General features: G+C 55.8%; 24 protein-coding genes. 9 read left to right on the top strand and 15 right to left on the bottom strand.

Going from position 1 to position 26,906, the window contains the following annotated elements; all coding sequences use genetic code 11:
• Positions 1-20: 20 nt before the first annotated feature.
• The 3 genes from aroG to ACU6HM_RS02035 all read right to left on the bottom strand — a co-directional run bounded on the left by aroG (position 21) and on the right by ACU6HM_RS02035 (position 3,920).
• Positions 21-1,115 carry a 3-deoxy-7-phosphoheptulonate synthase AroG gene (gene aroG / locus ACU6HM_RS02045; RefSeq protein WP_279630670.1) on the bottom strand — a complete coding sequence of 365 codons (1,095 nt, stop codon included), beginning with the start codon at positions 1,113-1,115 and terminating at the stop codon, positions 21-23.
• Between the two features lie 485 nt (positions 1,116-1,600).
• Entirely contained in the window at positions 1,601-1,831 is a 231-nt protein-coding gene (locus ACU6HM_RS02040) for a YbdD/YjiX family protein (RefSeq protein ID WP_009456207.1), read from the bottom strand.
• Between the two features lies 1 nt (position 1,832).
• The gene (locus ACU6HM_RS02035) at positions 1,833-3,920 is read right to left on the bottom strand and encodes a carbon starvation CstA family protein (protein WP_250755892.1); all 2,088 of its coding nucleotides are present in this window, start codon (positions 3,918-3,920) and stop codon (positions 1,833-1,835) included.
• 520 nt (positions 3,921-4,440) lie between these two features.
• Here ACU6HM_RS02035 and ehuB point away from each other — a divergent pair.
• The 4 genes from ehuB (at position 4,441) to ehuA (ending at position 7,558) form a co-directional block, all read left to right on the top strand.
• Positions 4,441-5,307: an ectoine/hydroxyectoine ABC transporter substrate-binding protein EhuB gene (gene ehuB / locus ACU6HM_RS02030; RefSeq protein WP_009456202.1), complete on the top strand. Its 867-nt coding sequence runs from the start codon at positions 4,441-4,443 to the stop codon at positions 5,305-5,307.
• 102 nt (positions 5,308-5,409) lie between these two features.
• Positions 5,410-6,081, top strand: a complete 672-nt coding sequence (ehuC, locus tag ACU6HM_RS02025) for an ectoine/hydroxyectoine ABC transporter permease subunit EhuC (protein WP_009456199.1) — start codon at positions 5,410-5,412, stop codon at positions 6,079-6,081.
• A 2-nt stretch (positions 6,082-6,083) separates the two neighbouring features.
• The gene (gene ehuD / locus ACU6HM_RS02020) at positions 6,084-6,776 is read left to right on the top strand and encodes an ectoine/hydroxyectoine ABC transporter permease subunit EhuD (protein ID WP_009456197.1); all 693 of its coding nucleotides are present in this window, start codon (positions 6,084-6,086) and stop codon (positions 6,774-6,776) included.
• The gene (gene ehuA, locus ACU6HM_RS02015) at positions 6,773-7,558 is read left to right on the top strand and encodes an ectoine/hydroxyectoine ABC transporter ATP-binding protein EhuA (protein WP_009456195.1); all 786 of its coding nucleotides are present in this window, start codon (positions 6,773-6,775) and stop codon (positions 7,556-7,558) included. The genes ehuD and ehuA overlap by 4 nt, the downstream gene beginning before the upstream one ends.
• Positions 7,559-7,674: 116 nt before the next feature.
• On the opposite strand, the gene ACU6HM_RS02010 is transcribed toward ehuA, so the two are convergent.
• From ACU6HM_RS02010 to ACU6HM_RS01985, 6 genes are all read right to left on the bottom strand, one after another.
• A complete protein-coding gene (locus tag ACU6HM_RS02010) occupies positions 7,675-8,283 on the bottom strand; it encodes a DUF2239 family protein (protein ID WP_446763291.1) in 609 nt (202 codons plus the stop codon).
• Positions 8,284-8,655: 372 nt separating this feature from the next.
• Positions 8,656-9,579 carry an ectoine hydroxylase gene (gene thpD / locus ACU6HM_RS02005; RefSeq protein WP_446763556.1) on the bottom strand — a complete coding sequence of 308 codons (924 nt, stop codon included), beginning with the start codon at positions 9,577-9,579 and terminating at the stop codon, positions 8,656-8,658.
• Between the two features lie 18 nt (positions 9,580-9,597).
• Positions 9,598-9,990: an ectoine synthase gene (locus ACU6HM_RS02000; RefSeq protein ID WP_009456191.1), complete on the bottom strand. Its 393-nt coding sequence runs from the start codon at positions 9,988-9,990 to the stop codon at positions 9,598-9,600.
• Positions 9,990-11,297 (bottom strand): diaminobutyrate--2-oxoglutarate transaminase, encoded by a 1,308-nt coding sequence (gene ectB / locus ACU6HM_RS01995; protein ID WP_009456189.1) that lies wholly within the window; start codon positions 11,295-11,297, stop codon positions 9,990-9,992. Before ectB ends, ACU6HM_RS02000 begins: the two co-directional genes overlap by 1 nt.
• A 97-nt stretch (positions 11,298-11,394) precedes the next feature.
• Positions 11,395-11,952, bottom strand: a complete 558-nt coding sequence (ectA, locus tag ACU6HM_RS01990; RefSeq protein ID WP_009456188.1) for a diaminobutyrate acetyltransferase — start codon at positions 11,950-11,952, stop codon at positions 11,395-11,397.
• Positions 11,949-12,476, bottom strand: a complete 528-nt coding sequence (locus ACU6HM_RS01985; RefSeq protein ID WP_009456186.1) for a MarR family winged helix-turn-helix transcriptional regulator — start codon at positions 12,474-12,476, stop codon at positions 11,949-11,951. The genes ectA and ACU6HM_RS01985 overlap by 4 nt, the downstream gene beginning before the upstream one ends.
• 427 nt (positions 12,477-12,903) lie before the next feature.
• On the opposite strand from ACU6HM_RS01985, the gene yddG reads away from it, so the two are divergent.
• Positions 12,904-13,815, top strand: coding sequence for an aromatic amino acid DMT transporter YddG (gene yddG / locus ACU6HM_RS01980; RefSeq protein WP_254498991.1), 912 nt, complete (start codon positions 12,904-12,906; stop codon positions 13,813-13,815).
• Positions 13,816-13,977: 162 nt separating this feature from the next.
• On the opposite strand, the gene tldD is transcribed toward yddG, so the two are convergent.
• Complete coding sequence (tldD, locus tag ACU6HM_RS01975) at positions 13,978-15,438, bottom strand: metalloprotease TldD (RefSeq protein ID WP_009456184.1); 1,461 nt, start codon at positions 15,436-15,438, stop codon at positions 13,978-13,980.
• A 528-nt stretch (positions 15,439-15,966) separates the two neighbouring features.
• On the opposite strand from tldD, the gene ACU6HM_RS01970 reads away from it, so the two are divergent.
• Positions 15,967-16,314: an H-NS histone family protein gene (locus ACU6HM_RS01970; protein ID WP_009456182.1), complete on the top strand. Its 348-nt coding sequence runs from the start codon at positions 15,967-15,969 to the stop codon at positions 16,312-16,314.
• Positions 16,315-16,409: 95 nt separating this feature from the next.
• Here the strand turns inward: ACU6HM_RS01970 and ACU6HM_RS01965 are convergent, their stop codons facing one another.
• Complete coding sequence (locus tag ACU6HM_RS01965; protein WP_446763290.1) at positions 16,410-17,057, bottom strand: DUF4136 domain-containing protein; 648 nt, start codon at positions 17,055-17,057, stop codon at positions 16,410-16,412.
• 163 nt (positions 17,058-17,220) lie between these two features.
• On the opposite strand from ACU6HM_RS01965, the gene pepN reads away from it, so the two are divergent.
• Both pepN and ACU6HM_RS01955 read left to right on the top strand, forming a co-directional pair.
• On the top strand, positions 17,221-19,899 hold the full coding sequence (pepN, locus tag ACU6HM_RS01960) for an aminopeptidase N (RefSeq protein ID WP_446763289.1): 2,679 nt from the start codon (positions 17,221-17,223) through the stop codon (positions 19,897-19,899).
• A complete protein-coding gene (locus ACU6HM_RS01955; protein ID WP_009456167.1) occupies positions 19,896-20,921 on the top strand; it encodes a class 1 fructose-bisphosphatase in 1,026 nt (341 codons plus the stop codon). Before pepN ends, ACU6HM_RS01955 begins: the two co-directional genes overlap by 4 nt.
• Positions 20,922-21,175: 254 nt before the next feature.
• Here ACU6HM_RS01955 and ACU6HM_RS01950 read toward each other — a convergent pair whose 3' ends face one another.
• Positions 21,176-22,162, bottom strand: a complete 987-nt coding sequence (locus ACU6HM_RS01950; RefSeq protein WP_446763288.1) for a quinone oxidoreductase family protein — start codon at positions 22,160-22,162, stop codon at positions 21,176-21,178.
• A 147-nt stretch (positions 22,163-22,309) separates the two neighbouring features.
• On the opposite strand from ACU6HM_RS01950, the gene ACU6HM_RS01945 reads away from it, so the two are divergent.
• On the top strand, positions 22,310-23,170 hold the full coding sequence (locus ACU6HM_RS01945; protein WP_115633896.1) for a DMT family transporter: 861 nt from the start codon (positions 22,310-22,312) through the stop codon (positions 23,168-23,170).
• Positions 23,171-23,174: 4 nt separating this feature from the next.
• On the opposite strand, the gene ACU6HM_RS01940 is transcribed toward ACU6HM_RS01945, so the two are convergent.
• The 3 genes from ACU6HM_RS01940 to ACU6HM_RS01930 form a co-directional block, all read right to left on the bottom strand.
• Entirely contained in the window at positions 23,175-24,245 is a 1,071-nt protein-coding gene (locus tag ACU6HM_RS01940) for a tartrate dehydrogenase (protein ID WP_035272581.1), read from the bottom strand.
• A 128-nt stretch (positions 24,246-24,373) separates the two neighbouring features.
• Complete coding sequence (locus tag ACU6HM_RS01935) at positions 24,374-25,312, bottom strand: 2-hydroxyacid dehydrogenase (RefSeq protein ID WP_446763287.1); 939 nt, start codon at positions 25,310-25,312, stop codon at positions 24,374-24,376.
• Entirely contained in the window at positions 25,312-26,814 is a 1,503-nt protein-coding gene (locus ACU6HM_RS01930) for a helicase HerA-like domain-containing protein (protein WP_446763286.1), read from the bottom strand. Before ACU6HM_RS01930 ends, ACU6HM_RS01935 begins: the two co-directional genes overlap by 1 nt.
• Positions 26,815-26,906: the final 92 nt, after the last annotated feature.

The following is a 26,906-nucleotide window of genomic DNA, read 5'->3' as shown; positions in this document are numbered from 1 at the left end:
TCCAAAAAGGCAAAACCCTATTATGAGTGGCTAAGTGCCCCCTCTTCAAGAGCGACTCGTGCCTGGCGACGCTGACGCACCGCTTCAGCCAGTTTTTCCAGAACCGCCACCGTGTCATCCCAATCGATGCAGCCGTCGGTAATGCTTTGGCCGTAGGTCAGCGGCTTGCCTTCAACCACATCCTGACGACCACCTACCAGATGGCTTTCGATCATCACGCCGCAAATGCGCATGTCACCACCAGAGATCTGACCAGCCACATCGGCCAGCACTTCTGGCTGACGGCGGTAGTCTTTATTACTGTTGGCGTGGCTTGCATCGACCATCACACGCGGCACCATGCCGGCCTTGATCATGGCCTGGCTGGTTGCCTCAACATTTTCAGCGTCGTAGTTCGGCGTCTTGCCACCGCGCAAAATCACGTGGCAATCGTTATTGCCCACGGTGGACACAATGGCGGAGTGACCACCCTTGGTGACCGACAGGAAATGGTGCGGCTGGGAAGCGGCCTTGATCGCGTCCAGAGCAATACGGATATTGCCATCCGTGCCATTCTTGAAGCCGACGGGGCAGGACAATCCGGAGGACAGTTCGCGGTGAACCTGGCTCTCTGTCGTGCGAGCACCAATGGCGCCCCAGGAAACCAGATCAGCAATGTACTGGGGAGTAATCATGTCCAGGAACTCGCAGCCAGCGGGCAAATCCAGCTGGTTGACGGCCAGCAGCAATTCACGCGCCGTACGCAAACCCTGATTGATGTTGAAGCTGCCATCCATGAAGGGGTCGTTGATCAGCCCTTTCCAGCCCACGGTGGTGCGTGGCTTTTCGAAGTACACGCGCATCACAATTTCCAGCTCGGGGGCAAAGCGCTTGCGCTCGACCGTCAGGCGACGCGCGTAGTCCATGGCGGCTTCGGTATCGTGGATGGAACAAGGGCCGACCACGACCACCAGACGATCATCGCGTTCGTGAAGGATCTTGTGAATGCTGCGGCGGGCCTTGTGAACCGTCGTCGATACAGCAGAGGTACACGGGAACTCGCGCATCACATGGGATGGGGGAGACAGCTCCTTAATTTCACGAATCCGTAAATCATCAGTATTGTGCGACACGATTGAACTCCAGTTGGTTTGCCAGGTCCGGGGGCAAACGAAAAAAAAGCCGCCCGGTCTATGCTGGCGGCTTATTTCAGGATTTAGGTCTTACTTGTGTTTGGTGCAACCCGTCCTTTCCTCCACCAGCGGCATCGGAAAAGCATAAAAATAAAAGAAGAAAACGGGGGTTGCGAAAGTCATGGGAAAAATCCTAACACAGTTCCTGACGCGCCGCCAACAAAACCAGCAAGATTCATCCACAAAAACGCAGAACAACAAAATATTTATACCAAAATGACACTAAAAAACGCCACCAAACGAAATCATTGTTTCGTTTTGAATTTTTTATTGGCCCTTTTGTTTCGTGTTATCGCGAAAAACCACGATAAATCGTTTAGATGCCTTGTTTGTCTTATTTTTACATCTACATACAAACCTGATGGCACACTGCCAGGCACAAATGCAAAAGGGCCAGAACACTGGGTTCTGGCCCTTAGCCGCCTAATTTAGCAGCAGGCTATACGCCCTTTGCCACCATACCGGGCTTGCTGTCTCTCCCGGAAAAACTCGGCGTACTCCATCGGTTTCTGATCCGGGTGGTTCACCCGCATATGATTCAGATAGGTTTCGTAATCAGGCACGCCCACCATCAGACGCAAGGTTGTGGCCAGATAACGCCCGGTGCCCCGCCCTGCCTGGGCACTGCGCGAAATGGCTCCTGTCAATAATCCTTTCATATCAAGCTCCTGCTGCCGCTTGAGCCGGCAATGGCTCGTACGGAGTCTCGGCAGAATGCGGCTCCGTGCTGCGACGTGCTTTCAGCACGCAACGGATGCCAAAGAACACCATGCTCAAGACCACAAAGATGAACAGACCGCACAAGGTGGAGTTCACGTAATCGTTGAAAATCACCTGTTGCATCTGCTCCAGAGATTTGGCCGGCGCCATGACAGTTTGTTCCGCCAACCCTTCTTGATAAACCTTGGCGTGAGCCAAAAAGCCGATCTTGGGGTCGGGGTGGAACATTTTCTGAAAGCCTGCCACCAGCGTGCAAATCAGCAGCCAGATAGTGGGAACCACGGTCACCCATGCGTAGCGGTCTTTCTTCATCTTGAAGAGCACCACCGTACCCAGTACCAATGCCACCGCTGCCAGCATCTGGTTGGCAATACCGAACAAAGGCCACAAGGTGTTGATACCACCCAGTGGATCGACCACACCCTGATACAGGAAGTAGCCCCACGCCGCCACGCACAAGGATGTGGCAATCAAGTTGGCGACTAGCGACTCCGTACGCCGCAAGCCCGGCACAAAAGTACCCATCAAGTCTTGCAGCATGAAGCGACCTGCACGCGTACCGGCATCTACCGCCGTCAGAATGAACAGGGCCTCAAACAAAATGGCGAAGTGATACCAGAAGCTCATCATCGCCGGCCCGCCGATGACGTTATGCAAGATGAAGGCCATGCCCACCGCCAGGGTAGGAGCACCACCGGCACGGGAAATAATGCTGTTTTCACCCACGTCGCTGGCCATTTGGGTCAGATCAGCGGGAGTAATCAGGAAGCCCCAGCTGGACACCACTTGCGCGGCCTGCTCAGGCGTGGTACCAATCAAAGCGGCTGGGCTGTTCATGGCGTAGTAAATGCCAGGCTCGATCACGCAAGCCGCAACCAGGGCCATGATGGCCACAAAGGACTCCATCAACATACCGCCATAGCCGATATAGCGCGCCTGGGTTTCGTTTTCGATCATCTTGGGCGTGGTGCCCGAGGAAATCAAAGCGTGGAAACCGGACACGGCACCACAAGCAATGGTAATGAACAGGAAGGGGAACAAGCTCCCGGACCAGACCGGACCTGTGCCATCAATAAACTTGGTGGTCGCTGGCATTTTCAGCTCGGGCGCCACAATCACAATCCCGATGGCCAGACCCACAATCGTGCCAATTTTCAGGAAGGTGGACAGATAGTCACGTGGAGCCAGCAGCAGCCACACGGGCAGCACAGCAGCAATAAAGCCGTAAATAATCAGTGCCCAGGTCAGCTCTTCGCCATTCAGGGTGAAGAACGGGCCCCAGGTCGGGTGCGCCGCTACGTCCTGACCATACACAATCGCGGCCAGCAGAAAGATCAGTCCGATCACCGAGACTTCGCCAATACGGCCCGGCCTCAGGAAACGCAGATAAATCCCCATGAAGATAGCCAGCGGAATCGTCGCTGCTACCGTGAAGGTGCCCCATGGCGAATTGATCAGGGCCTTGACCACAATCAGCGCCAGCACAGCCAGAATGATGACCATGATCATGAAAGCGCCAAACAAGGCGATCACACCGGGCACCGTGCCCAGTTCAGACTTGATCAGATCCCCCAGCGAACGCCCGTCGCGGCGCATGGAGATGAACAGCACCGTGAAGTCCTGCACCGCCCCCGCAAATACCACACCGGCCAGAATCCAGAGCATGCCGGGCAGGTAGCCCATTTGCGCCGCCAGCACTGGCCCGACCAAGGGGCCAGCCCCTGCAATGGCGGCAAAATGGTGCCCAAAAAGCACGTGTTTATTAGTCGGTACGTAGTCCAGACCATCGTTATGACGCCACGCTGGCGTCATGCGGGTCGCATCCAGCTCAAAAACCTTGCGAGCAATGAAACGGCTGTAATAACGATAGGCAATTAAATAGACGCAGACTGCGGCGACTACGATCCATAGAGCATTGATGCTCTCCCCTCGGCTTAGTGCCACCGTTCCCAGGGCAAAGGCCCCCAGCACTGCAACCAGCACCCAAATCAAATGCTGTTTTATAAAACCGCCCTCTTCTCTGCTCATAGAGCCTCCACGATTTTGCATTAAGTAAGCCTGTCACCAACTTTTTCTTCTGGCCGCGCTTCTGATCTGAAGAAGTCGCCAGATGCCTGAACAAGAGACGCAATACCGAGTGTGGCAGGCGTTCTTGCGGGGTCAGCACAGTCGTTTGGTACCATGCATTTCCCGAACCGGCAGGGTTTGAAAGCGCGCCAAAGCGCACTTTCCAAAAGGGTGTCGGCGCGCCCGAAGGCGCGCCGAACTCATTCATGAATCAATCTGGGGTAGGCATAAGCCAGGCGCTTTTGAGAGGACAAGCGCTCTTTAATCCTTGGGAGCATAGTGAAAACACGTACTCAAGGCACCACGCATTTTCCCTAAGACCAAACTTTTCACTTATATATAAATTCTAATCAGTTCTTTTGAGCGATAGTTTCCATCCATTTAATTTGAGTACGAATGATTTTATGCGCTATGATTTCCCTGCAAATCTTTCGTAAAACAAATCATTCATAACGAAATGGTATAGGCGAGAAAAGGACTCATGATGAAACTACAATCCAAGCCCCTCTGCGCGTTGGCCTTTGCCCTGCTGGGCACCCTGGCTGCCGCCTCCAGCGCCCAGGCAGTCACGCTGGAACAAGTCAAAGAGCGCGGCGTGATTCGCGTCGCCGTTGCTAATGAAATTCCGTACGGATACATGGACATGTCCGGCAAAGCCCAAGGCGCTGGCCCCGAAGTGGCCCAGGCCATCATGGAGCGCCTGGGTGTCAAAGAAATCAAATGGGAAACCGCTAATTTCGGTTCCCTGATCCCCGGCCTGCAAGCCAAACGCTTTGATATGGTGGCCGCCGAAATGGCCATCCTGCCGCAACGTTGCAATACCGTGCTGTTCTCCGAGCCCAACAGCTCCTACGGTGAAGGCCTGCTGGTCGCCAAGGGCAACCCCAAGAACATCCACTCTTACGAAGACTTCGCCAAGACTGATCACAAGATCGCCATCATGGCCGGTGCCGATCAGCTGGAAATGATGCAGGCCCTGGGCGTGCCCGATAACCGCATGATCACTATTTCCAACAACGCGGATGCGATCTCCACCGTGGCAACCGGCCGTGCCGATGCCTATGCCGCAACTGGCCAGACCGCCAGTGATCTGGCCTCCAAAGGGGGCGGCAAAGTCGAGCTGGCCGCCGAGTTCAAGGACCCCATCATTAATGGCAACCCGGTTCGTAGCTGGGGCGGCTTTGCCTTTGCCAAGGAATCCGAAGACCTGCGCGACGCGGTGAACAAGGAACTGGCCGAATTCAAGAAAACCGATGAATGGAAAGCCATCCTGAGCAAACACGGCTTTACCGAAGAAGACGCCAAGCACTCGTTTGAGAAATCCACGGAACAGCTGTGTAAAGCCTGATCCTTCACCTGCGGGTAAGGCGGCCGCACGGGCCTGCGCGGCCCCTTGCAAAGGCCGACAGCGCACTGAAGGTGTACCGCCTGCCCTTGTCTGGAACCTGATATGGATTGGTTAAGTTACAGCTCGGCCCTGATGGACGGAGCCTGGGTCACCATACAGCTCACCCTGTATTCAACCGTGGTGGGAGCCATCGCCTCCTTTGCCCTGGGCATAGGCAGGCTATCCCACTCGGTCGCCTTGCGCTCGCTGTCCGTCACGATTATTGAAGTTTTTCGCGGCACCTCTTTATTGGTACAGCTGTTCTGGCTGTACTTTGCCCTGCCTATTCTGGGCGAGTCCATGGGTCTGGACTGGCGTCTGGACCCGGTCGTGGCCGGCACCCTGGCCCTGGGCCTGAACATTGGCGCTTACGGTGCCGAAGTGGTGCGCGGTGCCATCCAGGCCGTGCCGCACTCCCAACTGGAAGCGGCCAAAGCCCTGGACTTTACGGAGCGCCAAACCCTGTGGCGCATCAGCCTGCCCCAGGCCATCCCCGAGATGATGCCCAGCTTCGGGAATCTGGCCGTGCAAAATCTGAAAGACACCGCCCTGGTCTCCCTGATCAGTCTGGGCGACTTGAGCTTCAGAGCTGAACAAATACGCAACTTCACCCAGGACAGCACCACCATCTATACCCTGCTCTTGCTGATGTACTTCGGCATGGCACTGGTGCTGACCGTCCTGATGAAATTGCTGGAACGCGCAACCGGCCGCTGGCGTGCGCAAAGGAGCTGAACATGCTGTTTGGTATTGAATGGGACACCAGCAGCAACGGAGCATTTGCGCTGTCTATCCTGCCTATTTTGCTTAAAGGCTTATGGGTCACCATCCAGGCCGCCGTGCTGGGCTTTGGTGTTGCGGCTATCTTGGGACTGATTCTGGCAGGCCTGAAAAGCGTGCGCCTGCGCCTGATTTCCTGGCCCGCCTATGTGCTGACCGAATTCCTGCGCGACACGCCTTTGCTGGTGCAATTGTTTTTCCTGTACTACGTGCTGCCGGACTACGGGATTGTGCTGCCCGCTTTTCTGACCGGCGCACTGGCGCTGGGGGTGCAGTACAGCGCCTATCTGTCCGAGGTCTACCGAGCCGGTCTGGAGTCCGTTACCCATGGCCAGACTGAAGCAGCCCGCGCACTGGATATTTCCCCGCTGCGTACCTTTATGGTCATCACCCTGCCCCAGGCCATCCCGCGCATCATTCCGGCCATGGGTAATTATCTGGTGTCCATCATGAAAGACGTGCCAGTACTCTCTGTTGTATCGGTACTGGAAGTTCTGAATGTGGCCAAGATTATCGGTGACCGTACTTTTAACTACATCATTCCCCTGTCCATGGTGGGCGGCCTGTATCTGCTGCTGACCCTCCTGGCATCCGCTGGGGTACGAGCGCTGGATCAGCGTTTGCCCAAGCAAGGAATCCCCCTGCGATGACTGACTCTACAAACCCCATCATTCAATTTGACAATGTCACCAAGAAATTTGGTGATGTCACCGTGCTGGACGCCTTGAACTTCCAGGTGGAACCAGGTGAAAAAGTCACCATCATCGGCCCTTCCGGCTCCGGTAAATCAACCGTGCTGCGCATTCTGATGACGCTGGAGACCATCGATGAAGGTGTCATCACGGTAGCGGGCAAACCCCTCTGGCACGAGCGGGTCGATGACAAGCTGGTGCCCGCCAGCCAGAACCACTTGCGCGAGATGCGCAAGGAAATGGGCATGGTGTTCCAGCAGTTCAACCTGTTCCCGCACATGACGGTGATGCGCAATGTGACTGAAGCGCCCACCCATGTGCTGGGCCTGTCCAAAGAACAGGCGCGCGAACGGGCCACCAAATATCTGGATCTGGTGGGCCTGATCGACCATGCTGACAAATTCCCCAGCCAGCTCTCTGGCGGACAGCAACAGCGCGTGGGCATCGCCCGGGCCCTGGCGATGGAACCCAATATTCTGCTGTTTGACGAACCTACCTCGGCTCTGGACCCCGAACTGGTGGGCGAAGTGCTGGGCGTGATTCAAAAGCTGAGTCAGGAACAGGATCTGACGATTCTGCTGGTGACCCACGAAATGCAGTTTGCCAAGGAAGTCTCGGACCGCGTCTGCTTCTTTGATAAAGGCGTGATCGTGGAATCCGGCCCACCCGAACAAGTGTTCTGCCATCCGCAGGAAGCGCGGACGCAGGCGTTCTTGAGCAACTTTATTCAGGCGGCCTGAGCACTTGCGGTCTGCGTCACTTGAACGTGGTTCTGAGCTGAGCCACGTTCAAGCAGCTTTTGTCAAAGAGGTACCCATCTCTTGCAAAGGCAGCAGGCGGGAGTCCCCAGGCCTTATTAAGCCAAGGGTGTCGCCGGAGTTTCAGCCAGCTTGATAGCATGGTCCCGCACATCTTCCGGCCAGTCAGCCAGCAGGGTTTTGAAGTGCTCCAGCTCATCGACAAACAAGGCCCGCATGGCTTCTTCAAAGCCGGGCAAATCGCCACCAATCGCGGTCATGAAGTTATAGGTCCGCTCCTGCGCCTGGCGACGCTGATCTTTGGCGGAGCTGGCACGGCGAGCCTCTTCAACCAGCTTGCGCAGCGCAACCGATGCGCCGCCGGGTTGAGTCGCCAGCCAGTCCCAATGACGTGGCAATAAGGTCACTTCACGGGGAACAACGCCCAGCTTAGGACGACCTCGGCCTCGTGGAGCCTCTTTCTCTGTCTGCTCGACCTCTACTTCAGGAGCATCCACTGGCGCATAGCGTTGCGCCAGCTCTTCGTCCGTCCCTTGGGTGTTCACATCCACAAAACGGCCTGTCACATCGTCAAAGATCAGTACGGGATCGTTAACCCGGCTCTCCAGCACTTTCTTCACGGCCAGCACATTGGTCAGCATGGGACCGGACGCGATACGGCGGTGGCCCATAAAGCTGGTGTAGGTATTGGGGTAAGTCGTTTTCATGTCAAAACCAGAGCTTCAAGTAAGAAGGCTCTATTTTTACCCGGATGATATTAAGCCGTCAATATTACCCGGGTATAAATAAGCGATTGTTGCTAATTGGGTGCATTAACACAGTTGATCCCGTCCAGCAGCCATCACAAGGACTCCTGGACATGCCGAGGCATATCTGATGAGCATCTCCGATAACTGCTTTTCCGAACGCCGGTCAGTCAGTGCGGAGCAGACCCGTCATTTGCCAACGCCCGCCCCCAGACGCTGGCCGCTCCCCTCTTCTTCACAATCCTGAGCCCACAAAAAACGCCCCCTAAAAATAAATCCAGGGAGCGTCTTATCCAGCCAGGTCTGCGCACAAGGCACAGACCTTCTTCTTGCTTAGGACTCCAGCAGCGGACCTGTCAATGGCGTCAGGACAGGGAACTGCCCGCGAGTGGCCACATGCGCAGGACGGGGTGTCAGCCCCTGCTTGGGATCACCCACGCAGTTTTCCACGCTGTTATAGACCGTAAACACATTGGCTCGTGGCCAGGGCGAGATATTGCTGGCCGAGCCATGCAAGGTATTGCAGTCAAAAAAGATCACCGAACCGGCCTTGGCAGTAATGGCTTCAATCCCCCCCTGATCCACCAGCAAACGCAGGCTGATCGGATCGGGTACGCCATACTCCTGCTTGCGCAAGGACTCCTTGTAATGGTTGTCCGGTGTCTGCCCTGTGCAAGAGATGAACTGACGGTGTGAGCCCGGCACCAGCATCAAGGGGCCATTGCACACATTATTGTCCGTCAGCAGCACCGAGCAGCTTAAGGCGCGCATTTGCGGCATGCCATCTTCGATATGCCAGGTCTCGAAATCCGAATGCCAGTAAAACTCCTTGCCGGTAAAGCCCGGTTTCAGGTTGGCACGGGACTGATGCACATACACCTCCGAGCCCAGAATCTGGCGGGCCACATCCAGTACACGCGGATCGCGCACCAGGCGGGCAATCAGCTCACTTAACTCATGCACACGAAAGATCGAGCGCACGGCCTGACTGCCCTTTTCCACCACCGCTTCTTCACGCGACAAGATGCCGGGATCGGTGCTCATGGCCTCCACATTGCCCAGCAAGGCTTGCACTTCCTGCGCATTGAACAAATCAGGCAGCAGCAAAAAGCCATTGTCCTCGTACTCCCGCAGTTGGGACTTGTTCAAAGGCTGGCTACCTACCGGATCCGGATACACCACCGGCTCCTGGCGGCTGACGATGGCCGCCGTTCGTTCTGTACGGGATGTGTACAGATCGCTCATGGTCACTGTCATCATGCTCTCCTTAGGTCTTCAGTCTTCCACGATGGCTGGGTAAACCCCTTTCTCATCGTGAACTTCCTGACCGGTCAGGGGCGGATTGAACACGCAGATCACTCGCAGCGGCTCTTTGCCACCGCGCAGATAATGCTCATCGTGCTGGTCCAGGGCATAGACTACGCCTGGGCCCAAATCGTATTTCTTGCCGTCGGCAACGGTTTCGATTTCGCCATCGCCCTCGATGCACCACACCGCTTCCAGGTGATTCTGGTAGTGGATGTGAGTCTCGGTGCCAGGAAAAATAACGGTTTCATGAAAGGAAAAACCCATGCCGTCTTTCTTGAGCAGAACACGGCGGCTGACCCAGGTGTCCGTGCGCACCTCGTCACGGGTTCCAATCACATCTTGTACGTTCTTGACCAACATTAGCGTGCTCCTCCAATCTTCAGAATCTTGGCCTGGCTGCCGCGCTTGGACAGGCACTGGGCCACGCTGCGTTCAATAATGTCCAGGCCTTGAGTCAGCTCTTCATTGCTGATCGTCAGGGCAGGCAGCAGCTTCAGAACTTCGTCGTGGGCGCCCGAGGTTTCAATCACCAGACCTTGCTTGAAAGCCTGTGCAGCAATTTCATTGGCCAGACCGGCACCGGGCGGCGTCACCAGGCCCTGGATCAGGCCGCGACCGCGTACGCTCAAACCACGATCTGGATAGCTGTGCACCAGGTTTTCCAGCCAGTCGCGCACTTGACGCTCCTTACCCTGGATCTCGGCTTCAAAGTCCTCGTTGGCCCAGTAGCTTTCCAGAGCTTGAGCCGCAGTCACGAAAGCCAGGTTATTGCCACGGAAGGTGCCGTTATGGGCGCTGGGTTTCCATACGTCCAGTTCAGGACGCAACAAAACCAGAGACATGGGCAAGCCAAAACCGGACAAGGATTTGGACAAGGTGATGATGTCAGGGCTGATACCGGCCTGCTCGAAGCTGAAGAAACGGCCCGTGCGACCACAACCGACCTGAATGTCATCGACAATCAGCAGCATGTCGTGCTCGCGGCACAGACGTTGCAGTTCACGCAGCCAGCGCTGTGTAGCAACGTTCACGCCCCCTTCACCTTGCACGGTTTCCACGATGACCGCGGCAGGATGGTCCAGACCACTGCTGGGGTCTTCCAGCAAGCGCTCCAGATAAGCCATCGTATTGACGTCCGGTCCCAAGTAGCCGTCATAGGGCATGAACGAGGTATTGCCCAGGGCCACACCCGCTGCACTACGAAACTTGGAGTTCGCCGTCACTGCCAGGGAACCCGTGCTGACGCCGTGGAAACCGTGCGTAAAGGAAATCACATTCTGGCGACCCTTGACCTGGCGTGCCAGTTTTAACGCCGCCTCCACGGCATTGGTGCCGGTAGGCCCCGTAAACTGCAAGCGGTAGTCCCACCCGCGCGGTTTGAGCAGCACTTTGTCCACCGTTTCAAGAAAGTATTTCTTGGCGCTGGTGGCCATGTCCAAACCGTGTACCAAGCCGTCGGTGTTCAGGTATTCAATCAGCTTTTCTTTCAGGTGGGGATTGTTATGCCCATAGTTGAGCGTACCGGCTCCACTGAAAAAATCGATGTATTGCCTGCCTGACTCGTCCTCCAAAACCGAGCCTCGGGCTTTGTTGAAAATGACCGGGAAGGACCGGACGTAGCCCCTTACTTCAGACTCCATCCGGTCGAATATTTTTAAATCAGTCATATTTCCTCTCCTGGTTATAGAACGGCGTGTCTTGAGCCGACAAACAACAATCAGCGAACCAGACCGGCTCTACCGTTCATTTGCGTAAAGTCCCCTCTTATCCAGAGTCCAAGGGGCCGATTCGTAATAGAGGTTCTGCCTCGTGAGCCTGTGCGGCAAACAAGGCGGTATCAAAGAATTCCTGTTCCTGCATGGGGGCGCCCCAACGCCGGGCCATGGCCGCAAACAGGCCACGCGAAGCCCGGTTACCGGGGCTGACCGTCGTTTCCAGATAGCGCAAGGAACGGCCACGCAGACGCTGTCGCAGATGCTCCAGCATGGCCTGCCCCAGACGGCGCCCACGGGCGCGCTCATGCACGGCCACTTGCCACACAAAGAGCACATCAGGACGGTCGGGGAGAAAGTAGGCAGAGATGAAACCGTCTATTTGTTCCCCACGCTGCGCGACAACGCAGGTCCGGGAAAAGTGCTCGCTGAGCAGCAAATAGAGATATTCAGAATTCAGATCCAGTGGCGGGCTATCGGCAATCAGCTGATGGATTGCGGCCGCATCACGCAACAGGGGCGCACGCAGTGTCAGCGCCGGGTCACTGGGGGCAGGGTCGGCAGCAGTGATGCTGCCTGCCGAGCTGCCCGGACTAGGTCGGTCCGTCAAACCACCAACCCGGATTCGGGGGGTACATCCCCTTCCGGGACCTCAAGAATAGGCGAGGCCGTATCGTCGGCCTCCAGCACAACATCCGGGTCAGCATCGAGCAAGCGCACAATGCGCTCCAGGGACAAGGTCATGGTGGCCTGTTCCAGCTCGGGCAACTCTTTCAAGGCGTCCGACAACTTCTTTTGCAAGGGGGACGGCGTATCGCGTGCCAGGGTCTCCCCTTCTGGTGTCGCACTGACAAATACAATGCGTCGATCTTCACGACCACGCTCGCGCAGCACCAGCTTCTTGTCTTCCAGGCGGTCCAGAATACCAACCACGGTGCTGGGGCTGACGTGCATTTCGCGGCTGATGGCCGTGGCCGTCAACGGGCCTTTTTCGATAATGGTGCGCAGGCAGATCAACTGGGGCGCGGTGATATTGCTGTACGCCGACAGCTGCCTGGAATGCAGGGCAATCGAGCGCGTGATCTGGCGCAAAGCCCGCAAAATTCGTAAATCGTAGTGTTGATCTGTGGTCATTTAATTAGCCAAACAAAATAATTCAGCACGATTAATTCGTGTTGAAATGATATGCCTAGAAAAGATTCAAGTCAAACCGATTTACACTCAAAATCATAGAGAGCATAAACAAGAGGTTCTGACTCAAAGTCCAAAAAAATGTAAGTATCCTGGCTTACGGGGGCGGACCAGCAAGGCGCAGAAAATACCCTGCCTGCTCCCCTTTTCGCCATGAGTGGCTCGAGCCGACACGCCGCTTACAGTAAACTGCCACGAGCCCTTGCCGTGGGGGCCTGTCGGTTTTCACTCAAGACCGGGTGTGCCGCGTCACAGCCCTGCTTGCAAACCGGCACAGCCTGATACAAACCCGGTCCATTAACCCATAAGTCTCTTGGCCAAGTAAAGTCTGCTCCTGTTCTCGCCGTGCCTTGCAGACACTGAAACCCGCATGAAGCAATCTGATAAGGCAACCCTGATTGGTCTGATCGCCATTGTTCTTTGGAGCATGATTGTCGGCCTGATACGCAGCGTTAGCGACTACCTGGGTGCGACTGGCGGCGCCGCACTGATCTACACCCTGGCCTCTGTCTTTCTTCTTTTATCGCTTAGCTGGGTACGCTTGCGCGACTTTCCGCGCCGCTACCTGATCTGGGGCAGCGTTCTGTTCGTCTGCTATGAGCTGTGCCTGGCTCTGTCTATTGGCTACGCTCACAACAGCCAGCAAGCGATTGAAGTGGGAATGGTTAATTATCTGTGGCCCACCTTTACCATCGTGGCCGCTATTTTGTTCAACAAGCAAAGAGCCAACTGGCTGATCGCGCCAGGCCTGCTCTTGTCCATGATGGGTATCAGCTGGATTCTGGGCGGTGAGCAAGGTTTGAGTCTGCACAGCATCTGGCTGAATGTGCAGGACAACCCCTTGAGCTACGGCCTGGCCTTTAGTGGCGCACTGATCTGGGCGGGCTACAGCACCATGACTGCACGCATCGGCCAGGGCAAAAATGGCATTACCTTGTTTTTCATGCTGACAGCCACCGTCTTGTGGATGAAATATCTAGGCCAAGGGGCACCTGCAATGACCTTTACCCTTCCAGCACTGATCTACTTGCTGCTGGCGGCCATGGCGATGGGCTTTGGCTATGCGGCCTGGAACGTGGGTATTTTGCACGGCAATGTCACCATACTGGCCGGCGCCTCCTACTTCATTCCAGTATTGTCAGCCGCCCTGTCTACTTTTTTGCTGCAGGCTCCCTTGACGCCAAGCTTCTGGCAAGGCTCGGCCATGGTGTGTTCGGGCGCCTTGTTGTGCTGGCTGGCCATCCGGGTCCGCAAACCCAGGCGAACGAAAAGTGCTACCTGAAAAACCCTATTCATTAATCCGGGCACGGCTGTGCCTGATGAGCAAAAATCAAAATTAAATTCTATTTGCTGCACTGCAATAAAAACAGCATAAAAAAACCGCCCAACCTTGAATTAAGGGGGGCGGTTCTTTTTATCTATTTTGATTAGCCAGCAAATTAAATCAGGCGGTTCCACCTACGGTCAGATTTTCCATCCGCACGGTAGGAATACCGACTCCAACCGGAACGCTTTGACCTTCTTTACCGCAAGTCCCCACTCCTGAATCCAACTGCATGTCATTACCGATCATGCTGATTTGGTTCATGGCATCGGGGCCGCTACCAATCAAAGTGGCGCCTTTGACGGGATACATCAGTTTGCCGTTTTCAATCACCCAGGCTTCCGAGGCCGAGAAAACAAACTTACCGCTAGTAATATCGACCTGGCCGCCACCGAAGTCTACGGCATATAAACCCTTTTTAACCGAGGCAATAATTTCCTGGGGGTCTTTATCGCCACCCAACATAAAGGTGTTGGTCATGCGTGGCAAAGGAAGGCTGGCGTAGGACTCGCGTCGACCGTTGCCCGTAATGGCAGCCCCCATCAGACGCGCATTATGGGTGTCTTGCAAATAGCCTTTCAAAATACCGTCTTCAATCAAGACGGTACGTTGTGTGGCATTGCCCTCATCATCCATATTCAAGGAGCCACGGCGGTTTTCCAGGGTGCCATCGTCAATGACGGTCACGCCCTTGGACGCCACGCGCTGGCCAATACGACCCGAGAACAGGCTGCTGCCACGACGGTTAAAGTCCCCTTCCAAACCGTGGCCCACGGCTTCATGCAGCATGACACCTGGCCAACCTGGGCCCAAAACCACCGTCATCTGACCGGCAGGTGCGGGTTTGGCTTCCAGATTCGTCATGGCCGAACGCACGGCCTTATCCACGTAGCTGCGCAGCATATCGTCGGAGAAGTAGGACAGATCAACCCGTCCACCACCTGCCGCCGAGCCGCGTTCACGGCGGCCATTTTGTTCAACAATGACCGACAAGGACAAATGCACCAAGGGGCGTACATCGGCGGCCAGACGACCATCGCTACCGGCCACCAGCACGACATCGTATTCCGCACCCAGACTGGCCATGACCTGTACCACGCGCGGGTCCGCTGCACGAGCCAAGGCATCCAGTCGCCCCAACAGGGCTACTTTCTCAGGAGCAGGCAGGCTGGCAATAGGGTCTGTGCCCGTATACAAGGTGGGGCGCTGCGTGTCGGCTGGCACCAAAATGCCGCTTTTGCCTGAACCGCCCTGGCGGGCAATCGAGCGCACCACACGGGCCGAAGACAGCAAAGCCTCGGGGCTGAGGGAATCCGAATAGGCAAAGGCGGTTTTCTCGCCACTTAATGCGCGCACACCCACGCCCTGCTCAATGGAAAAGCTGCCGCTTTTGACGATTCCTTCGTCCAGCGCCCAGCCTTCGCTGCGGGTGTACTGAAAATACAAGTCGGCATAGTCAGCCTGATGGGTGAAGATCTCACCGAGCGCGCCGGACAAATGGCTTTCATTCAAGCCCCAGGGCTCAAGCAACAGTCCACGGGCGCATTCCAGGGCATTGATAGCCGGATCAACTAACTTCATCGTTTATTCCTACTGACAGATCCCCGGCAAACCCATGGCTGCAAGGGACGAAAATGGGTACCAAAAGACGTGCTGACATCAACTTGGCTTCCGTCCATCTGAGCATTAAAACAGAATGTGCCCCCGTATGCGATGCCGACGTACTGATCGGGCAGTTTCCTGGCTTTCAGAACCATGAATCAGCCTGCTGAACTAATAGGTTCAAAAATTCCAATTACGACATTTTCTGATACGGAATTAAAACTATTTTAAAATCTTCCTAATTAGAAACCCACCTATATGGTTTTGATATAAACCCATTCAAATTCATGATAACCCCTGATTAGATTAAATAATCAAGAGCCATTGAATTGTCTAATGACCTTAAATAATTACAAAAACCAAACACCTTTTTGATTAAGCGTTTATTTTTTATCCAAACCACTTATCTTTTTAAGAAAATCAAAGTACACTGTTTTCGCATGATAAACACGAGCTTGTACAGGCAGGGTTTATCAGATAACTACAATCATGAAACAGGAATCCCATATGTCAGTCGAAACTTACAGCTCCGCGAAGCAAAAGATAGAAAAAGAGATTCTGCGTCTGCAAAAGCAGATGAAATCCCTTCGAGTCAAACAGCGTCGTCCTGTCATCGCGTCTATCGTCAAGTCCATGCAAGATAACGAGATCACGATTGAAGAAGTCGCTGAAGCGCTGGAAAATTCCGCCCGCCGCGGTGCTGGTGCTGGTTCCAACGGCCCTAAAACCAGCCTGCCTCCCAAATACCGCCACCCCGGCACCCAGGACACCTGGACGGGCCGTGGCCGCCCACCACGCTGGATTATCGATGCTGAAGCCAATGGTCGCAGCCGTGAAGAGTTCCTTATCAAATAAGTTTTGGGCACCAAACAAAAGAAAGGGACCGCTTGAAAAAGCGGTCCCTTTCTTATTGATATAAATCCCCTACATAATGCCGGGGTTCTGGCGACTCAATCCCGAGCTAATGGATATCGGATATCAATCACTTGTCCATTATTACCCGGGAAACCATCAAATATGGCCTGGGACAAAAACGGTATCTGCTGGTCCAGGTTGTCGGAATGGCTATAAGACACGGCGGTGGCGCGATACACTTCTGCGCCCGAGTTTTGATTATCTGTAATGATTACATTTAGATAATTTTTATACACAGTGACAGGAACATTCACTACATTCGGAGAATAAAAGAAACCTCCGCCCCAACCATCATTTGGCGCATAATAGCCGCGCCCGATTCCCCACGCCGATGGACCGTAAAAACTATCTGCAAATTGAGGCACCCAGCTTTGTTCTTGCGGATTGCCATAATCCATTTGCACCACAAAACGCGCAGACTTCAGATCCGCTGCTTGCACCAGTCCGGTCACACCAATAGAGGCCCGTACAGAATCTGCAAAAGACTGGTATTGCAGACTACTGCTTTTGTCCGGCGAGGACTTGATGTAATAGGTATCGCCACTGGTCGCCGTGGGCCATTGCTGATAACGCGTCAATTTGGCGGACCAGCTAGGCGCAGCGCAAGCCGTGGTCAAAACCGCCAATACCAGGCTCATCAGGCGTAGGGCGCGCCAGGAAAACCCTTCAGAAAATAACGTCATAGTTTCACCCTTGCTTGTTTTTCGCTTGCACGTTCAAGCCCGATTAATGGCAGCGCCGTAGCGCCGACGAACAATTAGTTTACTGCCTGTTTCCGGCGTCCAGTGTGGGCGTTCAAACAACATTACAATAGACCATCTTTTTCGATTGTCGGACCAGGATCACATGCGCACAGACACCTTACCTACGATCTCCCGCCACGATTACCAGCCCTACCCTTATCAAATAGATAAGGTACGGCTGGAATTTGATTTGGCGGCCGAGCAAACCTTGGTTCGTCTGGCTTTTCGAGCCAGCAGCCGGGACGGCCAGATCCGCCCCCTGGTACTGGATGGCGAAGACATTGAACTGCTTGAAGTCAGCCTCAACGGGGTCGCCCTGACCGCCCAGGATTACCAGCTTGATGAACAGGGCCTGACGCTCGCGCCCCAGACCGCAGAATGTGATCTGGTGCTGGTAAGCCGTTGCCGCCCCCAAGACAACACCATGCTGATGGGCTTGTATGTCTCGGGCCAGAACCTGTTTACCCAATGTGAAGCCCAGGGCTTTCGTCGTATTACCTTCTTCCCGGACCGTCCTGATGTGATGTCCCGTTATGAAGTGGTCCTGCGCGGCGATGCCAAGCTCTACCCTTATCTGCTGTCCAACGGCAATTTGCTGGAAAGCACTACGCTGGACGATGGACGCAGCCAGGCCATTTGGGAAGACCCATTTCCAAAGCCTTCTTATTTATTTGCACTGGTTGCTGGCGACTTTGATGTGCGCGAACGCGAAATCAAAAAAGCCAATGGCCAGCCTGCCCTATTGCAGGTTTATTGCGATCGTGGTGACGGCGATAAAACAGAATGGGCCATGGAATGCCTGGAACATTCGGTACGCTGGGATGAACAACGTTTTGGGCTGGAACTGGATCTGGACCGCTTCATGATTGTGGCCGCTCGCGACTTCAATATGGGCGCGATGGAAAACAAGGGCCTGAACATCTTTAATGCCGCCTACGTGCTGGCCGATGCACAAAGCACTACCGATGCGTCCTTTCACGCCGTGGAAGCAGTTATTGGCCATGAGTACTTCCATAACTGGACCGGCAACCGCGTCACTTGCCGCGACTGGTTCCAGCTTTCCCTGAAAGAAGGTCTGACGGTTTTTCGCGATCAGGAGTTTTCGGCTGACATGCTGGCTCAAGGGCTGGACGGCGCTCAAGCCGCCAGCGCCCGCGCCGTCAAACGCATTGATGATGTCAGCGTCCTGCGCGCGGCCCAGTTCCCTGAAGATGCCGGCCCAATGGCTCACCCCATCCGCCCCGAGAGCTATCAGGAAATCAGCAACTTTTACACCGCCACAATTTACGAGAAAGGTGCGGAAGTCATTCGCATGCAGCACACCTTGCTGGGTGAAGAAAACTTCCAGGCTGGTATTCGTGAGTACTTCAAGCGCCATGACGGCCAGGCAGTCACTTGCGACGATTTCGTGGACAGCATGGACAGCGTGTATCGCCAGGTCAAACCCGGCCAGAGCCTGGAACAGTTCCGCCGCTGGTATCAGCAAGCGGGAACACCACGCGTTCAGGTCAGCCTGCAGCACGACCCTGCCACCCAAACCACCACGCTGACCCTGCGTCAAAGCAATGCGCCCGCCGGGATCGAAAACAAATCCACACCCAAGCCACCTTTGCACATCCCCTTTGCCTTGGGCATGCTGGATCAGCAAGGCGCACCACTGACCCTGCACCTGGATGGTCAGCAAGGCGATACTCTGGTACTGGATTTCACGCAAGCCGAACAAAGCTGGACCTTCACGCAGATTCCTGAGGCGCCCGTCCTATCCTTGTTGCGCAATTTCTCTGCGCCTGTGCGGGTGGACTACTACCGTCCGGATTCCGAGCTGGCCTTGCTGGCCCGTCACGACACGGATCCATTTGCACGTTGGGAAGCGGCTCAACTGCTAGCGACCCGTCTGATCTTGTCCTCGGCATCGGGACGCACACCGTCGGCCGCACAATTGGCGACCGTGGTGCAAACCTGGCATGCACTGGTCCAAGACCCGGCCTTGAGCCCTGCTTACAAGGCGCGCATCCTGTCCCTGCCCAGCGAGCGCGAATTGCTGGAACAAACCAAGCCCATGACCCCGCGCGCCGTGGTTCAGGCCCGTCGTCAGCTGCAACGTGAGCTGGGCCTGGCCCTGACTCCCTACTGGCAGGAACTGTATCAGTACCTGAGCCTGGAACAAGCCCCGTACAGCCCCGACGCCTTGCAGGCTGGCCAGCGCTCCTTGCGCAATCTGGCCCTGAATTACCTGCTGGTTGCCGGTGTGAATACAGGCCCGCAGTTGGCACGCAATCAATACGATCAGGCCACCAATATGACTGATCGCATGGGTGCCTTGAGCGCTCTGGTGAATTACGGTGACCCAGAGGATCGTCAAGACGGCCTGGATGACTTTTTCCAGCGCTGGCAGGACAATCCTCTGGTGCTGGACCGCTGGTTCAGCTTGCAGGCCACCGCCCCCAGCACGCAAGTTGCCCAGGTGCGCGCCCTGATGCTGCATCCCGCTTTCTCGATGCGCAATCCCAACCGCGCCCGCTCTCTGATTTTCCAGTTCTGCATGAATAATATGCAGGCTGTACACACGCCGGAAGGCTATGCCTTCTGGGCTGAGCAAGTCATTGCCCTGGACAAGCTCAACCCGGAAATCTCTGCCCGTCTGGCCCGTGTATTTGATAACTGGGCCCGCTTTGAACCCGAAGCCCGCGACCTGCTCAAGGCAGCGCTGGAGCGTATTCAGGCCGAACCTGGCCTGTCGGGCAATGTGGCCGAAATCGTACATAAAGCATTAACTCTTTGACCTCGGAGTCTGTCTTGAAGAAAAACCTTACTCAGTATCTGGTGGAGCAACAGCGCCAGAAGAAAACGGTCACCGCCGACGTGCGCCTGCTGCTGGAAACAGTGGCTCGCGCATGCAAGGCCATTGGCCATGCCGTCAGCAAAGGAGCGCTGGGCGGCGTTCTGGGTTCTCTGGACTCCGAGAATGTCCAGGGCGAAGTTCAGAAAAAGCTGGATGTGCTGTCCAACGAAATCCTGCTGGAAGCCAATGAATGGGGCGGTAACCTGGCGGCCATGGCCTCCGAGGAAATGGACACCCTGCACCGCATTCCCGACTACTACCCCAAGGGCGAAAACCTGCTCTTGTTCGATCCGCTGGATGGCTCGTCCAATATTGACGTGAACGTGTCCATCGGCACGATCTTCTCGGTCCTGAGCGTCCCACCTGAAGCACGTGATCGCGTCATCGAAGAGCAAGACTTCCTGCAACCCGGCGTGCGCCAGGTTGCCGCCGGCTATGCCATTTACGGCCCGCAAACCATGCTGGTCCTGACTGTCGGTGACGGCGTCGCCGCCTTCACCCTGGACAAGGAAATGGGCTCCTGGGTGCTGACCACCGAGCGCATCACCATCCCCGAGGACACCTCCGAGTTCGCCATCAATATGTCCAATATGCGTCACTGGGAAGCCCCGGTAAAACGCTATATCGACGACTGCCTGGCTGGCCCGGACGGCCCACTGGGCAAAAACTACAATATGCGCTGGATCGCCTCCATGGTGGCCGATGTACACCGCATCCTGACCCGTGGCGGTATCTTCATGTACCCGCGCGATGCCCGTGCCTCCGGTCGCAAGGGCAAGCTGCGTTTGATGTACGAAGCCAACCCCATGAGCTTCCTGGTCGAGCAGGCCGGTGGCATGTCGATTGACGGTACACAGCGTATTCTGGACGTGCAACCTACCGAGCTGCACCAGCGCATTGGCGTGATTCTGGGTTCGCGCAATGAAGTCGAGCGCGTGCGTCAGTACCACGAGCAAGGCTGACTCCTGTCCGCTGAATCTCAGCGGCTGCCGCACTGCTAAATAAAAATGGCCTCCGCTAAGGAGGCCATTTTTTATAAGTAGAACTATTGGGGCTGCGTGCTTATCGGGCTTTCCAAACACCTGACATGCAAATCGGGACATCAGGAAAAACAAGCAACACCAGAAGAGCGGATGCCTGACTTACACCTGTTATATCAAGCGCAGCGCTGAGCAAGGGCTAGCTGTTCATTCCCCTTCTTACCCGATAATCCGCCTTAATCCAGCGTCAACACCGTCGAGCCCGTGGTACGGCGCCCTGCCAATTCCTCATGGGCCTTGGCGACCTGATCCAGCGGGAAACGCTGACCGATCAGCGGCTTGATCTTGCCTTGCAGCACCAGCTCGAACATTTCGTCAGCGGCATCTTGCATGGTTTCCTGTGTAGGCACATAAGCCCCCAGCACAGGACGGGTCACATACAAGGAGCCCTTCGATGCCAGCGTCGCCAGATTCACACCGGTTACCGGGCCGGAAGCATTGCCAAAGCTGACCATCAGGCCACGCGGCTGCAAGCAATCCAGCGAGCGCTCCCAGGTATCCTTGCCCACGCCGTCATATACGACAGGTACTTTCTGGCCATTGGTCAGTTCCAGCACGCGCTGCACCACGTCTTCGTGGGAGTAATCAATCACTTCCCACGCACCGTTCTCTTTCGCCAAAGCGGCTTTCTCGGGGCTGGACACCGTACCGATCAACTTCACGCCCAAAGCACGTGCCCATTGGCAGGCGTACAAGCCCACGCCACCCGCAGCGGCATGAAACAGAATCGTCTGGCCTTCATGCACGCGATAGGTCTGACGCAGCAAATACCAGCACGTCAAACCTTTGAGCATCATGGCCGCCGCCTGCTCAAAAGTGACGCCATCAGGAATGCGTACCACACGATCAGCAGGCACATTACGGGCCTCGGCATACGCACCCAGCGGGCTTTGACCGTAGGCAACACGGTCACCCACTTTCAGATGCGTGACACCCAAACCGACTGCTTCCACAATGCCGGACGCTTCAAAACCCAAACCATGCGGCAAGGGATTGCTGTAGAGGCCATTACGGAAATAGATGTCGATAAAGTTCAAGCCCACTGCTTTTTGGCGTATGGTGACTTCCTTCTCCTGCGGAGCGGGCAGCTCTACCGAAGCCCACTGCAATACCTCCGGACCACCATTACGCTCAATCCGTATCGCCTTAACCGTCTGCGTCATTGTTTTACTCCTTTGATGAGGGGCCCGTAGCAATGTCTTAGAATAATGCCTTGCTCTTATTGCCTGCCCGACCCACTAGCCCTATCACTGGCTGATATAAAACACCAGAATAGCCTAAATTGACTCCTTTTTTTCGGATCGCTTTCCATGACGCATGGACGTGCTCTGGCTGCCATTCATGTGGCCGCCGTTCTGTTCGGACTGACTGGCATTTTTGGTGAGCTCATTCAGGTCGGCGCCATGCTGATCACCGCGGGCCGAGCCAGCTTTGCAGTCCTGGCCTTGTTTATCAGCATTCGCTCTCAAGGGCGCGGTTTAGGTCAGGGCATGAAAGCAGCGGACTTTCGCACCCTGCTAATGGCCTCCATCATGCTGGCCATTCACTGGGCCACTTTTTTTGTGGCCGTTAAAGTGGGCGGCGTGGCCATTGCCACCTTGGGCTTTGCCAGCTTCCCGGCCTTTATTACCTTGTGTGAATGGGCCGTACTGCGCGAGCGCGTTACCGTATCGGAGTGGATCATTCTGGCCTTGGTCACCGTGGGCTTGTTGCTGGTGACCCCCTCTTTTGATTTCCAGGATCAATCCACCATTGGCCTGGCCTGGGCCATTGCCTCCGGCTTTACTTTCGCCATGTTCACCCTCATCAACCGACGCGCAGCCAAGCACTTGTCGGCACAGCAAGTGGCCTGGTGGGAAAACCTGTTTGTCGCCCTGATGTGCTGGCCTTTTGCCATACCGCTGCTGGGCGACAGCACGCTGGTGGACTGGGTATGGATTGCACTGCTGGGGGTATTTTGTACGGCCTTGTCGCATTACCTGCTGGTCTCTGCGCTAAGCGTTTTGAATGCCCGCAGTGCCGGGATTGTGATCGCCCTGGAGCCTGTCTACGCCATCGCTTTTGCGGCGCTGCTTTTCGCTCAATACCCCAGCAGCCGTGCGCTGCTGGGTGGCGCCATCATGATTGGAGCCATCACTTGGGCAGGCTTGCGCCCACCCAAGTCCAACTGATGGCTTAGGCGATCGCTTCCAACACTTGGGCGATCGCTTCCCCTACTTGTGTTGTGCTGGCCTGACCACCCAAATCAGGGGTACGTGGGCCATTGGCCAGAACCTGCTCAATGGCTTGCACTACTTCGGCGGCTGCCTGGGGGTAGCCCAGGAAATCCAGCATCAAGGCACCACTCCAGATCTGACCGACCGGGTTGGCAATGCCCTTGCCATAAATATCCGGTGCCGAGCCGTGCACGGGCTCAAACAAGGAGGGGAATACGCGTTCGGGGTTCAGGTTGGCCGAGGGTGCAATGCCGATGGTGCCGGTACATGCCGGGCCCAGATCGGACAAGATATCGCCAAACAGGTTGGAAGCTACAACAACATCAAACCAGTCCGGGTGCTGCACAAAGTGTGCACACAGAATATCGATGTGATACTTGTCCCACTTTACATCCGGGTATTGCTCGCCCATGGCGGCCACGCGGGAATCCCACCAGGGCATGGAAATCGAAATACCGTTGGACTTGGTCGCAGCAGTAACGTGTTTACCGCGTTTTTTAGCCAGTTCAAAAGCGAACTTCAAGACTCGGTCCGTACCCGTGCGGGTAAAGACACTTTCCTGAATCACCACTTCGCGCTGCGTGCCCTCAAACATGATGCCGCCGCTATTGGAGTATTCACCTTCGGTGTTCTCGCGCACGATAAAGAAATCGATATCACCGGGCTCACGACCTGCCAGTGGCGAACGCACACCAGGCATCAAACGCACAGGACGCAAGTTGATGTATTGATCAAATTCACGACGGAACTTGAACAGAGATTCCCACAGCGAAACGTGGTCGGGAACCAGATCAGGCCAGCCCATGGCGCCAAAGAAAATGGCCTCGGTATCCATTAATTGGGCTTTCCAGTCCGAAGGCATCATGGTGCCGTGCTTCTGGTAGTAGTCCGAGCTCCAGTCCAGAACTTTCCAATCAAAATTGATGGCGTGACGGCGAGCGGCCACTTCCAGAATACGCAGCCCTTCCGGCATGACTTCCTTGCCGATCCCATCTCCTGCGATCACGGCAATACGATGAACTTTACTCATTCCTCTTTCCTTGTGGTTTTACATGGCCTCCACGGCCTTATTCTGAAAAGACGCTGCTCTGTTCACAAAACAGCAATTAGCCTGCCAGCTTCCACGGTGCCGGCAGGCCAGTCCAAATCGGTTAAGGATTAATAGCCCTGACTGTGATTCACCCGACCAGTCGCAGGCTTGCCTTGCTGCAAAAGCTCGATGCGCGAGCCAATTTGCTCCAATGCCAATTCACGAACGGTGATACCCGAAATATGAGGCGTAACCATCACAGAAGGAATACCCCAATACGGATGATCGGCTGGCAACGGCTCCTGGGTAAAGGCATCCAGCAAAGCGCCTGACAGATGACCGCTCTTCAGAGCATCCAGCACATCGGCATCGACCAAGTGGCCACCGCGAGCGACGTTAATCAAATAGCCACCAGGCTGCAAATTCGACAATACGTCGCGGTTGATCAAACCTTCTGTTTGCGGAGTCAGTGGCAAGGCGTTGACCAGGATACGGCTGGCAGAGACGCACTCTTTCAGGCCCTTTTCACCGGCATAGCAAGGGAAGTCCGCTTCGTGCAGACGACGCGACCAGCCATGTACGGGATAGCCCAGACTGGCGATGACCTTGGCAATCTTGCTGCCAATCGCGCCCAGCCCCAGCACAGCGACTGGCCACTGGCGGCGGTCGATCGGACGGTAGGCTTTCCACTTTCCTTCACGCGCCTGTTCCTCGTAGGGCTGAAAACGGCCTACCGCACGCAGCACGCCATACAAGGCATATTCGGCCATTTGCTCGGCCATGCCCGCATCTTCCAAGCGGTACAAAGGCATCTCGGCCGGGATGGTCCCTGCGACGGCATCCACGCCCGCCCCCAGATTGAAGGTGGCGCGCAAATGGGGTTCTTGCTTGAACAAGGCCGCATCCGGCTGCCAGACGATGGCGTAGGTCGCCCCGGTGCTGGGCTGACCCGCTACAAACTCATCAACTTTCCAATCGGGATAGGCTTTGCGGAATTCATCCGCCCAACGTGTTGTTTCTGATGGCCTTGTGGTGGCAACAATTAAATGAGGCAGTTGCGTGGGCATTAACGTTTCCCTCCAAATAAAGAACCCAATACCCCACGCAGCACTTTGGTGGCAGCCCGTTTGGTCTCGGTTTTGATCATGCTTTGCACCAGGCCGTCCTTCTTGCCACCACGCGGCCCGGTTGATCCAAACAGAAAGTCATTGACGACACCCATCAGGCCTTCGTCCTTGCCTGCCGCCGCTCCCGGCTGCGTGGCACCCGCGGCACCATTGGCAGCCGCATCAGCCGCTTTTTTGGCCAGCACCTCGTAGGCGGATTCGCGGTCAATTGCCTGGTCGTACTTCAAGCCAAACAAGGACGCCTGTCGTACCGTTTGCCGCTCCGCATCGGTAGCGGGGCCAATTCGGCTACCCGGAGCCACCAGCCAGGCACGCTCGGTAGGCGTGGGAATCCCCTTGGCATCCAGCATGGACACCAGGGCCTCGCCCACGCCCAACTCGGTAATGGCCGCTTCAATATCCAGACCGGGATTGGGGCGCATGGTTTGCGCTGCCGTCTTGACGGCTTTCTGATCACGCGGTGTAAAGGCGCGCAAGGCGTGCTGTACTCGATTACCCAGCTGACCCAGAACGGTATCGGGAATATCCAGCGGGTTTTGTGTCACGAAATAAATACCCACACCTTTGGAGCGGATCAGACGCACAACCTGCTCGACTTTTTCCAGCAAAGCCTTTGGTGCACCTGTAAACAATAAGTGGGCTTCGTCAAAGAAGAAAACCAGACGCGGTTTGTCCAGATCGCCCACTTCCGGCAGGCGCTCGTACAGATCGGCCAGCATCCACAGCAGGAAGACCGCGTACAAGCGGGGTGACTGCATCAGCTTGTCGGCTGCCAGCACATGGATCATGCCGCGCCCGGCCGAGTCGGTACGAATCCAGTCCATCACATCCAGCGCTGGCTCACCAAAGAAGCGATCCGCCCCCTGCGTTTCCAGGCGCAGCAAGGCGCGTTGGATTGCCCCCACACTGGCTGCTGCGATATTGCCATACTGATTGCGCAGCTCGGCAGCACGGTCCGATACGTCTTGCAGCACGGCGCGCAAATCCTTCAGGTCCAGAATCAACTGGCCCTCGTCATCTGCCAGACGAAAGACGATATTGAGAATCCCTTCCTGGGTATCGTTCAACTCCAGAATCCGGGACAGCAGCAAAGGCCCCATGTCGGAAATCGTGGCCCGGACCGGATGACCCTGCTCGCCAAAAATATCCCAGAAGGTGACCGGGTTCGCCCCCCAGGCTGGCTCGGGCAGGCTCAGCTTTTGCAGGCGCTCCTGCAATTTCGGATTAGGCTGGGCGGCTTGAGAAATTCCACTCAAATCGCCTTTGGCGTCGGCCAGAAAAACCGGCGTTCCCAGGCGGGAAAAGGCTTCGGCCAAAACCTGCAAGGTGACGGTCTTCCCCGTCCCGGTAGCCCCCGTAATACAACCATGCCGATTGGCCAGCGCAGGCAACAGGTAAATGGGAGTATCGCTATTCTGAGCAAGCAAAATTGGATCAGCCATGATTGTTTGTTCTCTTCCGGATAGAATGCCAAGTGCCTAGATTCTAGCGACTTTCGCCCAAGCTCGGGCCTTGTCGCGCAGACAGGTTAAAA

It is taken from the genome of Alcaligenes sp. RM2, from assembly GCF_052931795.1.
Note: the sequence above shows the minus strand (reverse complement) of the source record. Positions and strands in the feature narration are given on the sequence as shown.